This window comes from Glutamicibacter sp. BSL13, from assembly GCF_052928425.1.
Map to the genome: position 1 here is coordinate 1 of NZ_JAVGCZ010000078.1, position 12,859 is coordinate 12,859.

The following is a 12,859-nucleotide window of genomic DNA, read 5'->3' on the forward strand; positions in this document are numbered from 1 at the left end:
CTCTTCCGACCTCTGCCCGGTCCGCGGGCCGGGCCCCGCTGGTGCGGATCCACTCCGAATGCCTGACCGGGGACGTGTTCGGCTCCTACCGCTGTGACTGCGGCGAACAGCTGGACGCCGCCCTGGCGCAGATCGCCGCCGAGGGCGGGCACCTGGTCTACGTGCGCGGCCACGAGGGCCGCGGCATCGGGCTGCTGAACAAGCTGCGCGCCTACTCGCTGCAGGAGCACGGGCTGGACACCGCCGACGCGAACGAGCACCTGGGCCTGCCGGTGGATGCCCGCGAATACTATGCGGTCGTCTCCATTCTGCGCACCCTGGGCATCGATCGCGTCCGGCTGCTGACGAACAACCCGGACAAGGTCTCCAAGCTGCGCGAGGCCGGGATCGAGGTCAGTGAGCAGGTCCCCAGCCTGGTCGCCCCGCGCGCCGAGAACGAACGCTACCTGCGCACCAAGCAGCAGCGCTTCGGGCACAACCTGCAGCTGCCCTGACGCGCGCCCGGGCCCCTCGGCCCCACACCGACGGCAAACAGCAACGCCGGGGCGCCGCACCGTCGCCAGCCACCCGGCAACGAACCACCAGAGAAGGAAAATCATGAGCAAGCACGGAGCCCCCACCAACACCAGCGAGCAGCTCAAGGCGCTGGACACCCCGAACCTGAAGGTCGCCATCGTCGCGGCCAGCTGGCACGAAACCGTGATGAACGGGCTGATCGCCGGAGCCCAGCGCGCCGCGCAGGAAGCCAACATCGCCGACGTACACCTGGTGCGCGTCCCGGGTTCCTTCGAGCTGCCGGTCGCCGCCCGGGTCCTGGCCGAGAAGTACGATGCCGTCATCGCCCTGGGCGTGGTGATCCGCGGCGGCACCCCGCACTTCGACTACGTCTGCCAGGCGGCGACCATGGGTCTGACCCAGGTCAGCGTGGAGACCCGAACCCCCATCGGCTTCGGCGTGCTCACCTGCGACAATGAGCAGCAGGCACTGGACCGGGCGGGATTGGAAGGATCCTCGGAGGACAAGGGGCACGAGGCGTTCTCGGCCGCGGTCATGACCGCCGCAGCCCTGCGCTGAACCGGTTACCGCTTCGTCACAATGGGTACGCCGTGATGAACCGGCGTACCCAAAAACGCTAGGCTAAGACACGTGAAAACATTTGACGAGCTCTTCAGCGAACTCTCGCTCAAGGCCCAAACCCGACCTGAAGGCTCTCGTACCGTCACAGAACTGGATTCCGGAGTCCACGGAATCGGCAAGAAAATCGTCGAGGAGGCCGCCGAAGTGTGGATGGCCGCCGAATACGAAAGTGACGAGGCGGCAGCCGAGGAAATCTCGCAGCTTCTCTACCACGTCCAGGTGATGATGATCGCCAAGGGACTGGACCTGGCCGATATCTACAAGCATTTGTAGCCGTCGCGCGGTGGGTTCGCCAGCCCGAACCCACCCTGCCCGACGGCATAGACACCGGCAAGCCATCATCCCTTGGCGCCGCAGGTGAGCATCCTGCCGTGCGCCACAGCAGAAAAGAGAACCACATGCTTCGCGTAGCACTGCCCAACAAGGGTGCTCTGTCAGACATCGCCTCCACCATGTTCAAGGAAGCCGGCTACCTGCAGCGCCGCGACAACCGCGAACTGGTCATCATCGACCCGGACAACAACGTCGAATTCTTCTACCTGCGCCCGCGCGACATCGCCGTGTACGTTGGGCGCGGCATCCTGGACGTCGGCATCACCGGCCGCGACCTGTACCGTGACGCCGACGTGGACGATGCGGTGGAGGAGCTGCTGCCGCTGGGCATCGGCAAGTCCGCGTTCCGCTTCGCCGCCCCGGTTGGCACCTTCAGCTCCGTGGATGAGCTGGATGGCAAGCGCATCGCCACCAGCTACGACGTATTGCTGGATCACTACCTGAAGGAAACCGGAATCAACGCCTCGGTGGTCCGCCTGGACGGAGCCGTGGAATCCTCGGTTCGCCTGGGCGTGGCCGATGCCATTGCCGACGTCGTCGAAACCGGAAACACCATCAAGGCCGCCGGCATGGAGATCTTCGGGCCCCCGCTGCTGGCCTCCGAGGCGGTCCTGCTGGGCCGCACGGATCACAAGCCCTCCGGTCTGGAAGTGCTGATCCGCCGCCTGTCCGGCGTGCTGGTGGCCCGCCAATACGTGATGCTTGACTACGACGTGCGCGTTGAACAAGTCGAGCAGGCCGCCGCGTTGACCCCGGGTCTGGAATCACCGACCGTGTCCCCACTGCAGGACTCGGACTGGTGCGCGGTGCGTGCGATGGTGCAAAAGTCGCAAACCAACAACATCATGGATGAGCTCTACGAGTTGGGCGCCCGCGCCATCCTCGTCAGCCAGATCCACGCCTGCCGCATCTAGTTCGGCACCAACCAAGGAGAAGAAAATGACTGTGGCTATCCGCGTCATTCCCTGCCTGGATGTCGATGCTGGACGCGTCGTGAAGGGCATCAATTTCGAAGGGCTGCGTGACGCCGGTGACCCGGTGGAGCTGGCTCGCCGCTACAACGAGGCCGGGGCAGACGAAATCACCTTCCTCGACGTCACCGCCTCCAGCTCGGATCGGGAAACCACCTACGATGTAGTTCGCCGCACCGCTGACGAAGTTTTCATTCCGCTGACCGTCGGTGGCGGAGTGCGTACAGCACAGGATGTCGATCGTCTGTTGCGTGCGGGTGCGGACAAGGCCTCGATCAACACCGCAGCTGTCGCCCGTCCCGAGGTGATCAACGAAATCACTGACCGTTTCGGGTCGCAGGTTCTAGTTCTGTCTCTGGATGCACGGCGGACCGATAACCCGGACATCGCTTCCGGATTCGAGGTCACCACCCATGGTGGACGCACCGGTACGGGAACGTGCGCAGTTGCGTGGGCCAAGGAAGCTGCTGAACGTGGTGTCGGGGAGATCCTGCTGAACTCCATTGATGCCGATGGCACCCAGGATGGTTTTGATCTGGAGATGATTCGCGCTGTCCGTGCGGAGATCAAGGTGCCGCTGATCGCGTCCGGGGGAGCAGGAAAGCCTGAGGACTTCCCACCTGCCATTGAAGCGGGTGCAGACGCGGTCCTGGCTGCATCGATCTTCCACTTCGGACCGAACGACATGATCGCCAAGGTCAAAGACAGAATTCGCGAAGCGGGATACCCCGTCCGCTAGTTGCGTCGAACCCTCGCAAGGTCCTCAGTCCGGAGACTTAATACGTCTTGGAAGGGGGACCTTGTTGTTTCCGGCTTATTCTCCCTCGCCAGCGATGAGTTCTTTCTCGGTCCTCCATACATCGATCGGAACTGCTTCGCTTGGGACCGCCGCCTGACCGGGGATTGTTTGCCACGACCCGCCCGACACTCTGAACTCGCCCCGATAGAGGGTCGTGAGATTGACGTTGAAGAGACCGGTTTCCAGGTAGGAATGGCTGGTCGGTGTTTTGTCGTGAAGCGTATGACTCGGCATAGGGTTCCCCGGTTGGTTTAGACTACGTGAAGAACCGTCGCCATAGTCCCATCGCCAAGCAATCGGTATCGCACGTATCTCGACGTCTGTCTCCGCGATTCGAGTTGTGAAAGTTTGAGTTTCGCTGGAGGCCCATAAGTGCACATGCCCATTCCGAAGAGAAAACTGTTTAGGGTTACTGTTTACTAGGGATCCTTTGATGGGAAAGCTTCTGAACTGTGCGGGAGTCACTTGAATTTCCTGGATTCTTTCACTATCTGGTATCCCGACTTCCGCATCTTCTGGGCACCGAAGGCGCTGCACGAAAACCTCTCCGGCCTCCGGCCCCGAAAGACGAATAAAGGATTCTATGTAGGGAAAGCTGCCGTCTCCGCATCGGTCTCGATCGGAGTTTACGTTGCAGCTATCAGTTGTTTCTACGCTCTTTCCGCAAGTTTCGGAGTGTTCGACCCGATATTTTGGTGCCTGTTCCTTCAGTAAGAGAGTGTTTAGCTCTTTGTAGTAACTTTCTCTCAGCTTTCCACCCGGACAGTCATCAGATTCGACTTTTGCGTCTCTATCTCCCATTCGACCTCCAACATCGTTGCACGACGCTGCTGTTGCCGCGCGGACGTCTAGGCAGGGGAGAACAGCTCCTCCGAGAAATACGACGGACAACAGGACGCTAATTTTTAGGTATGACAATTTTCGTCACTTCCCAGTCCTTGGTGAATTTAAGTTCAAATGATACGACTTGATGATTGACGCGTTCCCAAGTTTTGAGTACCTTGTGGGGCTCTCGGTAGAGCTTCTGAGCTGCTGCGTCGAAATTGAAAATTGCGACAGCTTTGTTATCCACGGGCTCCAAAAGATCGACAAAATCGTAGTCATATTCGCCTCCAACTTGCCAGGCTTTGATGTCGACCGCAGCATCTATGGGATCAATCAGTTGCTCAGCACACAACTTACATTGGCGGCTGGTCAGTTTTTTTAGCTCATCTGTTGTCGTCGTCGCGATGCTGTAGTTCACAACTTCGAAATAGTGTTCGGCGAAGCTAATGGCACCATTCTTGGAATTTTGTTTGGCTGCATCGGGCATCTCGGGTACCGGAATGTTTTTCGCCGGTCCTTCGGCGCTTGCTGGCACTGGCTTCGGTGGCTGTGATTTTGTCGGCGACGGTGAGGCTGTGGGCGAAGAGGTGGCTGGTGACTCCGACGGTGGAGTTGTTGCTGCGGGGTCGTTGCCGTCTTGGCAGGAGGTAAGCGCGAACGAGAATGCTAGGGGAACGGCGAATAGCGCAAGTGCGCGGGATCGGCAAGACATTTCGAACCTCCGTTGCCTTCGAATGCCGTCACGATTGTTCGACATCCTAGACCGGAACGGTCAGCTTTGGGAGGGCGCGGCAATAACTGGGGAAAACTACTGCTGCCGCTAAGACAGCAAACGCCATCGAATGCAACCGGCATCAGCGCGCGGCACTGAAACCAGGGGAGACTAGAAGCCCAGCTTCGTCTTCTTCAGCGCCTTGATCGATTCGTCGCTGCCCTCAAAGGTAACAAGCGCGCTGTCGATTCGACCGGAAGCGTGCATGATCAGCTCCGTGACGGGGCCGGTGATCGTCACCGGGTTGGCCGCCTTCTTGGCCACATGGCGTTTGCCGTCCGGCCGGGCCAGGATGACGCCGACGGGGCAGTGGCGGTAGTACATGCGGGCGCGGCGGGTGAGGTCATTCCAGAGCATTTCGGTGTAGCCTCGATCGAGGATGCGCGGAGCCCACTGGGTCCGTGCCCGGCGCACGTCTTCGGTGTGGATGAAGAACTCGGACATGTTCGCGGCGGTGCTGACCCGCTCGATGGAGAACGGGGAGTACTTGCTCGGCCCGGTGCGAAAACGTCGCACCAGCCCGGCATAGCTTTCGGGGCGCTGGGCCTCGTCGGCTAGCTTTTTAATCTTCGCGTCGAGCTTCCCGGAAAGCGGCTTGAGAACCGCCCCGGCGCCCAGCGGCGAATTTTCGCGCAGAACCAGGTGCGCGGCAAGGTGGCGGGTTTCCCAGCCCGCGCACAACGTATCAGCCGAGGGGCCAGCTGCCAACAGGGCCTCGGCCAGGGCGAGTCGAGAAGCATGTACCAGGTGCATTACCTCTGAACCTAGCATGGAGTGCGGCACCTTGAGCATCTATAAAGACATGTTGCGAGGCAATGCCCCGAACTAGGGGCATTGAGTCTTGTCACACGGTGGGGACGCACAGGCCCAGCAAGTATGCTTGAGGGGATGTCTACTACTAATTCCAGCGCCGAATCCCATTCGGATGCGGCGCAGCTCGACCCCCAGATCGCTGCCCGCCTCAAGCGCGATCCCAACGGCCTGGTGGCCGCGATCGTCCAGCAGGCCGACACCCTCCAAGTGCTGATGCTGGGTTGGATGGACGACGAGGCCCTGCGCCGCACCCTGAGCACCGGGCGGGTCACGTTCTTCTCCCGTTCACGCCAGGAGTACTGGCGCAAGGGGGACACCTCCGGCCATGCCCAGTACGTCAAGTCCGTGGCGCTGGATTGCGACGGGGACGCCCTGCTGGTGCAGGTGGACCAGGTGGGGGCGGCCTGCCACACCGGGGCCCCGACGTGCTTCACCGACCGGCAGCTGCCGGCGCAGGTCGGCCACCGCCCGGCCTAAGCACCCCGGCCGAAGGCGGCAGGGACGGTTCCCGCGGGCCGCGGGAGATCCCGCGGCGCCCCAAGCGGTTGAAAAGTAGTTGTTGGCAAGTAGCTGTTGAAAAGAAGCTGATGAAAACCCTAGGTAGCATTTCCCCGACCCGCCAGCAGTTCCTGGCGATGGCCTCCACGCGGCGGGTCATCCCCGTCTCGGTGCGGATCCTGGCCGACTCACTGACCCCGATCGGTCTCTACCGGCAGTTGGCCGGGGGACGGGCCGGCACCTTCCTGATGGAGTCGGCGGCAGCCGGTGGGGTCTGGTCGCGGTACTCCTTCATCGGGGTCAACTCCCCGGCCACGCTCTCCACGCGCAGCGACGGGCAGGCGTACTGGCAGGGCCAGGCCCCGGCCGGGCTGCCCACCACCGGCGTCGGGGTTGAGGTGCTGCGCGACACCGTGCGGGCCCTGCGCACCGAACCGATGCCGGGCCTGCCCCCGCTGACCGGCGGCATGGTCGGCTTCATCGGCTGGGAGTGCGTGCGGCATTGGGAAAAGCTGCCCAACCCGCCGGCCGATGACCTGAAGCTGCCGGAGCTGAGCATGAACCTGGTCGGCGACCTGGCCGTGCACGACGCCGCGGAGGGCACGGTCACGCTGATCGCCAACGCCATCAACTTCGACGGGCGGGCCGAACGTGCGGAGCAGGCCTACGATGACGCGGTCCAGCGCCTGCACCGGATGCTGGAGCAGCTGGACGGGCACCTGCCCACCGGCGGGGCGGTGCTGCAGGGCACCGACGTGCCGCGTGAGGAGCTGATGGAGGCGGTCACCCACTCCTGGGACGAGCAGCAGTACCTGCAGGCAATCCGCGAATCGAAGCAGGCGATCGTGGATGGTGAGGTGTTCCAGATCGTGGTCTCGCGCCGGTTCGAGCTGGAAACCCAGGCCAGCGCACTGGACATCTACCGGGTGCTGCGCGCCACCAACCCGAGCCCCTACATGTACCTGTACAACTTCGTCGACGAGGACGGCCAGCCCTTCCAGGTTGTCGGCTCCTCCCCGGAGGCGCTGGTGACCGTGAACGACGGGCACGTGGTCACCCACCCGATCGCCGGCTCCCGCCCACGCGGTGCGAACTACGAGGAGGACCAGCTGCATGAGAAGTCGCTCCTGGCCGATGAGAAGGAACGCGCCGAGCACCTGATGCTGGTCGACCTCTCCCGCAACGACCTGTCCAAGGTCTGCCAGGCCGGCACGGTGGAGGTCACCCAGTTCATGGAGGTGGAGCGCTTCAGCCACATCATGCACCTGGTCTCCAACGTGGTGGGCAAGGTGCGTGAGGGAATCGAAGCGTACGACGTGCTGGCCGCGACGTTCCCGGCCGGCACGCTCTCCGGGGCGCCCAAGCCCCGCGCCCTGCAGCTGCTGGATGAGTACGAGCCCTACCGCCGCGGGGTGTATGGGGGAGTGGTTGGCTACTTGGACTTCGCCGGGGACATGGACATGGCCATCACCATCCGTTCGGCGCTGCTGAAGGACGGGCGGGCCTATGTGCAGGCCGGCGGTGGGATTGTCAACGATTCGAAGCTGGCCGACGAGGCCCTGGAAACCATCAACAAGGCCGCCGCACCGCTGCGCGCGGTCTGGGCCGCGCAGAGCCTGCGCCAGGCCACCGACGTGACGGAAGGTGCATGATGCGCAAGATGCTGAGCCTGAGGAACGTGGCACTGTTCGGGGTGGTCGCCGCCGGGCTGGGCCTGTGGGCCGCCACCCGCACCTGGGTGCTGGTCGACGTCCAGGCCACCACCGTCCAGGTGCCGCAGATCGTGGTCGACGGCTCCCAGGCCGCCCCGGCGGTCACCGCGCTGTGCGTGGTGGTGCTGGCCGCGGCGCTGGCGCTGCTGATCGGCGGGAAGGTGGTGCGCTACATCATCGGCGCGATCTCCGTGCTGGCCGGGGCCGGGGTGATCAGCGCCGGGCTGAACGGCGCACTGAACCCGCAGGGCGCGGCCGCCGGGGCCGTGGCCGAGGCGACCGGGCTGAAGGACATCGTCGCCGACTACCAGGTCAGCGCGTGGCCGATGGTGGTTGCGGTGGCCGGGGCGCTGATCGTGCTGCAGGGCATCTGCGTGCTGCTGGCCGCCGGCCACTGGTCCAAGACCACCAAGTACGACCGGGTGCGCTCCGAGGCGCAACCCACCGGCGAATCCCCGCGCAACGACCGCATCTCGGACTGGGAGCAGCTCTCGGCGGGGGATGATCCCACCGAGTCCGGGCGCTGATTCGCGCGCCGCGGCGGTGGGCCGCGGCGGTGGGCAACACGATTGCCCCCAAATGTGTCATCGGTGTGAACTGGTGGCAGAATAGAGCAGGAAGCTTAAGGATCCGCCCGGGCCACCGCGCGGACATGGGTAGAAAACCAAGGAGACGTTCCGTTATGTCGCAGAAGACCGAGATCGACCCGATCTTTGCCGAAGAGGTTGGACACGGTAACTCGATCGCAGCCTGGACGGCTGTCATCATCATGATGGTCGGTGCCATCGTGGGCGGAATCGCCTTCGCCAACCACGCCCACCTGCTGGTGTACATCAGCTGCGGCGTGATCCTGCTGGGTCTGGTGGTCGGCTGGATCATGCGCAAGGCCGGCTACGGCGTGGGCGGCTCGCGCAGCGGAGCACACCACTAAGTTGAGCGTTCTCGACGAAATCATTGCGGGCGTCCGGGAAGACCTGGACGCCCGACGTGCACGTACCGGCCTTGAGGCGATGATCGGCGCCGCCCACGCCGCCGCCCCGGCCCGCGACGCCTATGCTGCGCTGGGCGGAAACACCGACCAGTCCGCCCGGGACACCACCTTGCGGGTGATCAGCGAGGTCAAGCGCCGCTCCCCGTCCAAGGGGGCGCTGGCCGAGATCCCGGAGCCAGCCACCCTGGCCGCCGAATACGCCGCCGGCGGTGCCTCGGTGATTTCCGTGCTCACCGAGCAGCGCCGCTTCAACGGTTCGCTGCAGGACCTGGACGCGGTGCGCCAGGCCGTGGACATCCCGGTGCTGCGCAAGGACTTCACGGTCGACGAGTACCAGATCTACGAGGCCCGCGCCCACGGGGCCGACCTGGTGCTGCTGATCGTCGCCGCCCTGGACGACGCGACACTGCGCCGCTTCCTGGCGCTGACCGAACAGCTGGGCATGCACGCCCTGGTCGAAACCCACACCGCCGAGGAGATCCAGCGCGCGGTCGCCGCCGGTGCGAAGATCATCGGGGTGAACGTGCGCAACCTGAAGACCCTGGACGTGGATCCTGCCACCTTCGCCAGGCTGGCCCCGCTGCTGCCGCGCGAGGCCGTGGTGATCGCCGAATCCGGTGTGGAATCCATCGAGCAGGTCGCACAGTACGCGGCCGCGGGCGCCGATGCGATCCTGGTCGGCGAGGCACTGGTGAAGCACGCCGCCCCGCGGGAAACGGTCGCCGAATTCATCCGGGTCGGCACCGCGGCGAAGCCCGCACGCGGCCAGGACAACTGACGCAACAAACTACGCAAACCGCCGGTGAACGGCCACAGTTAAAGAGAATCAACAGTTGACGGCCAGCGGCGCATGCCGCACGATCCGAACGATCCACGGTGGTGCCCCCGCCCGGCGAGAAGCGCCGCGGGGGCACCTGCCAACATTGCGAGGGAAAAGAGGGAACAATGAGCACTTCCGACGGCTCGTTGAAGCACGCCAGCGGACCATACTTCGGGGCCTACGGCGGGCGATGGATGCCCGAGTCCCTCATGGCCGCCATGGATGAGCTGGCCGCCACCTTCGAGCAGGCCAAGCACGATCCGGCGTTCATCGCAGAGGTCAAGGACCTGAACAAGAACTACTCCGGGCGCCCCTCGCTGCTCACCGAGGCCAAGCGCTTCGGGCACAAGGCCTGCGGCGGGGCGCGGATCTTCCTCAAGCGCGAGGACCTGAACCACACCGGCAGCCACAAGATCAACAACGTGCTCGGCCAGGCGCTGCTGGCCAAGCGGATGGGCAAGACCCGGATCATCGCCGAAACCGGCGCCGGCCAGCACGGGGTCGCCTCCGCCACCGCCGCCGCCCTGATGGGCATGGAGTGCGTGGTCTACATGGGCGCGGAGGACACCCGCCGCCAGGCACTGAATGTGGCGCGCATGGAGCTGCTGGGCGCCACCGTGATCCCGGTGACCGTGGGCAGCCAGACCCTGAAGGACGCCATCAACGAGGCGCTGCGCGACTGGGTGGCGAACGTGGAGAACACCCACTACCTGCTGGGCACCGCCGCCGGCGGGCACCCGTTCCCGGCCATGGTGCGCTACTTCCACGAGGTCATCGGCGAGGAGGCGCGCGAGCAGATCCTGGCCCAGGCCGGACGCCTGCCCGACGCGGTGACCGCCTGCATCGGCGGGGGCTCCAACGCGATCGGCATCTTCCACGGCTTCCTGGACGACGCCGAGGTGGAGCTCTACGGTTTTGAGGCCGGCGGGGACGGGGTGGACACCGACCGCCACGCCGCGACGATCACCCTGGGCAAGCCCGGGGTGCTGCACGGGGCCAAGAGCTACCTGATGCAGGACGACGACGGGCAGACCATCGAATCGCACTCGATCTCCGCCGGGCTGGACTACCCGGGCGTGGGCCCGGAGCACGCGCACCTGGCCGACATCGGTCGGGTCAGCTACGAGCCGATCACCGACACCGAGGCGATGGACGCGTTCCGCCTGCTGTGCCGCACCGAGGGGATCCTGCCGGCGATCGAGTCCTCGCACGCGCTGGCCGGGACCATCAAGGTCGCCCAGAGCAAGATCGCCGAGGGCCGCGACCCGCAGGACGTGGTGATCGTGGTCAGCCTCTCCGGGCGCGGTGACAAGGACGTGTCCACCGCCGCCGAATGGTTTGGATTACTTGATGCGGCCGACGCGGCCGGGGAGGGGAAATAGATGACCCGGGTGAGAAGTGCCCAGAAGATCGCCGCCGCGAAGGCCGAGGGCCGCCCGGCGCTGATCGCCTACCTGCCCGCCGGGTTCCCCGACGTGGCCACCACCATTGACGCGGCCGTGGCGGTCGCCAACAACGGGGTGGACATCATCGAGATCGGGATCCCGTACTCGGACCCGGTGATGGACGGGGAAGTGATCCAGCAGGCCACCACCCAGGCGCTGGGCAACGGCTTCAGGGTGTCCCAGATTTTTGAGATCATCGCCGGGATCACCGCCCGCTGCGACGCCGCGGTGATGGTGATGACCTACTGGAACCCGGTGCTGCGCATGGGCGTGGAGGAGTTCGCCCGCCGCTTTGCCGAGGCCGGCGGGTCCGGGCTGATCACCCCGGACCTGGTGCCCGACGAGGCCGGGGAATGGGTGGCCGCCAGTGAAAAGTACGACCTGGAGCGAGTCTTCCTGATTGCGCCCAGCTCCTCCCAGGCCCGGGTGAAGATGACCGTGCAGGCCTCCAGCGGGTTCGTGTACTGCGTCTCGGTGATGGGGGTGACCGGGGCGCGCAGCGAGGTTTCCGCCGCCGCCCAGGACGTGGTCGCCGCCGCGCACGCGGCCGGGGCGGAAAACGCCTGCGTCGGGCTGGGGGTCTCCAAGCGGGAGCACGTCCAGCAGATCGGCGCGTACGCGGACGGGGTGATCGTGGGCACCGCCCTGGTCGCGGCGCTGCGTGACGGCGGGGTGGAGGCGGTTGGGGCGCTGGCCGCCGAGCTGAGCGGGAGAGCCAGCGCATGATCAGCGCCGCGATCCCCTCCCCGCCCATTGAATGGTCCCGCTTCACGCTGGGGCCGCTGACCATCCACGCCTACGCGCTGTGCATCCTGCTCGGCATCGTGCTGGCCCTGTGGCTCACCGGCCGCCGGCTGCGCGCCCGCGGCGGCACCAGCGACACGCTGTGGGACATCGCGATCTGGGCGATCCCGTTCGGCATCGTCGGCGGGCGGCTCTACCACGTGCTGATCACCGACCCGATGTACTACTTCGGGCTGGGCGGCGGCCCGGCGCACCTGGCCGAGATCCCGCAGCTGTGGCTGGGCGGGCTGGGCATCATGGGCGCGGTGGCGCTGGGCGCGGTCGGCGCGTGGATCGGCTGCCGGCGCATCGGGATCCGGCTTTCGGCGTTCGCCGACGCGGCCGCCCCGGGCGTGCTGCTGGCGCAGGCCGCCGGACGCTGGGGCAACTGGTTCAACCAGGAGCTGTTCGGTTCACCCACCACCCTGCCCTGGGGCTTGGAGATCGACCCGGACAGCTACAACTTCCCGGCCGGGCTGCCGGCCGACACGCTCTTTCACCCCACGTTCCTCTACGAGTCGCTGTGGAACGTGGCCGGGGTGATCCTCTTGCTGGCGCTGGACCGCAAGTACAAGCTGCGCCGCGGGGCGATGTTCGCCTGCTACGTCATCTGGTACGGCATCGGGCGCACGATCATGGAATCGTTCCGCATCGACCCGGCCGAGGTGATCAGCCTGGGCCCGCTGGACCTGCGCATCCACCAGCTGCTGGCGATCCTGCTGGTGATCGGCGGGGTGATCGGGCTGGCGTACTCGCTGGGCCGGCTGCGCTCGGAGCACCAGGACACCATCTACCTGCCCGGGCGGGAACCGGTGGCCGAGGCCGCCGCAGTGGAGGGCGGTTCGAGTGCCCTGGAGGCCGGCGCCGGACGCGCGCCGCGGGGACGCGACACCAAGAAAACGGCGGGCGTGAAGAAGACGGGCGACGTGAAGGACGCGGGCACCGCAAGGAACGCGGCGC

At 65.4% G+C, this 12,859-nt stretch carries 16 protein-coding genes; 13 read left to right on the plus strand and 3 right to left on the minus strand.

Annotated features, from left to right (window positions below; genetic code table 11):
- The 5 genes from RCJ92_RS12035 to hisF form a co-directional block, all read left to right on the plus strand.
- Positions 1-494 (plus strand): GTP cyclohydrolase II (locus tag RCJ92_RS12035; protein ID WP_446754683.1); only part of this gene is annotated, 494 nt, incomplete at its 5' end.
- A gap of 103 nt (positions 495-597) precedes the next feature.
- Positions 598-1,074, plus strand: a complete 477-nt coding sequence (gene ribH / locus RCJ92_RS12040; protein ID WP_138177901.1) for a 6,7-dimethyl-8-ribityllumazine synthase — start codon at positions 598-600, stop codon at positions 1,072-1,074.
- A 72-nt stretch (positions 1,075-1,146) separates the two neighbouring features.
- Entirely contained in the window at positions 1,147-1,410 is a 264-nt protein-coding gene (locus RCJ92_RS12045) for a phosphoribosyl-ATP diphosphatase (RefSeq protein WP_054821212.1), read from the plus strand.
- Positions 1,411-1,535: 125 nt separating this feature from the next.
- Positions 1,536-2,384 (plus strand): ATP phosphoribosyltransferase, encoded by an 849-nt coding sequence (gene hisG, locus RCJ92_RS12050; protein WP_138177899.1) that lies wholly within the window; start codon positions 1,536-1,538, stop codon positions 2,382-2,384.
- A 25-nt stretch (positions 2,385-2,409) separates the two neighbouring features.
- Entirely contained in the window at positions 2,410-3,180 is a 771-nt protein-coding gene (hisF, locus tag RCJ92_RS12055) for an imidazole glycerol phosphate synthase subunit HisF (protein ID WP_446754684.1), read from the plus strand.
- Positions 3,181-3,255: 75 nt separating this feature from the next.
- Here the strand turns inward: hisF and RCJ92_RS12060 are convergent, their stop codons facing one another.
- The 3 genes from RCJ92_RS12060 to RCJ92_RS12070 form a co-directional block, all read right to left on the minus strand.
- Complete coding sequence (locus RCJ92_RS12060) at positions 3,256-4,041, minus strand: PKD domain-containing protein (protein ID WP_446754685.1); 786 nt, start codon at positions 4,039-4,041, stop codon at positions 3,256-3,258.
- Between the two features lie 97 nt (positions 4,042-4,138).
- The gene (locus RCJ92_RS12065; protein ID WP_446754686.1) at positions 4,139-4,777 is read right to left on the minus strand and encodes a DUF6318 family protein; all 639 of its coding nucleotides are present in this window, start codon (positions 4,775-4,777) and stop codon (positions 4,139-4,141) included.
- A gap of 171 nt (positions 4,778-4,948) precedes the next feature.
- Positions 4,949-5,590, minus strand: coding sequence for a TIGR03085 family metal-binding protein (locus tag RCJ92_RS12070; RefSeq protein ID WP_246049497.1), 642 nt, complete (start codon positions 5,588-5,590; stop codon positions 4,949-4,951).
- Between the two features lie 135 nt (positions 5,591-5,725).
- On the opposite strand from RCJ92_RS12070, the gene hisI reads away from it, so the two are divergent.
- The 8 genes from hisI to lgt form a co-directional block, all read left to right on the plus strand.
- Positions 5,726-6,127, plus strand: a complete 402-nt coding sequence (gene hisI / locus RCJ92_RS12075) for a phosphoribosyl-AMP cyclohydrolase (protein ID WP_446754687.1) — start codon at positions 5,726-5,728, stop codon at positions 6,125-6,127.
- Positions 6,128-6,237: 110 nt separating this feature from the next.
- Positions 6,238-7,800 carry an anthranilate synthase component I gene (locus tag RCJ92_RS12080; RefSeq protein WP_138177889.1) on the plus strand — a complete coding sequence of 521 codons (1,563 nt, stop codon included), beginning with the start codon at positions 6,238-6,240 and terminating at the stop codon, positions 7,798-7,800.
- Entirely contained in the window at positions 7,797-8,387 is a 591-nt protein-coding gene (locus RCJ92_RS12085; protein ID WP_138177887.1) for a Trp biosynthesis-associated membrane protein, read from the plus strand. The genes RCJ92_RS12080 and RCJ92_RS12085 overlap by 4 nt, the downstream gene beginning before the upstream one ends.
- Before the next feature lie 155 nt (positions 8,388-8,542).
- Entirely contained in the window at positions 8,543-8,791 is a 249-nt protein-coding gene (locus RCJ92_RS12090) for an HGxxPAAW family protein (RefSeq protein WP_054822081.1), read from the plus strand.
- A gap of 1 nt (position 8,792) precedes the next feature.
- Entirely contained in the window at positions 8,793-9,629 is an 837-nt protein-coding gene (gene trpC / locus RCJ92_RS12095; protein ID WP_446754688.1) for an indole-3-glycerol phosphate synthase TrpC, read from the plus strand.
- Positions 9,630-9,796: 167 nt separating this feature from the next.
- The gene (gene trpB / locus RCJ92_RS12100; protein WP_446754689.1) at positions 9,797-11,053 is read left to right on the plus strand and encodes a tryptophan synthase subunit beta; all 1,257 of its coding nucleotides are present in this window, start codon (positions 9,797-9,799) and stop codon (positions 11,051-11,053) included.
- Positions 11,054-11,842, plus strand: a complete 789-nt coding sequence (gene trpA / locus RCJ92_RS12105; RefSeq protein ID WP_138926388.1) for a tryptophan synthase subunit alpha — start codon at positions 11,054-11,056, stop codon at positions 11,840-11,842.
- A partial coding sequence (gene lgt / locus RCJ92_RS12110) for a prolipoprotein diacylglyceryl transferase (protein WP_446754690.1) occupies positions 11,839-12,859 on the plus strand: 1,021 nt, incomplete at its 3' end. The genes trpA and lgt, both read left to right, overlap by 4 nt.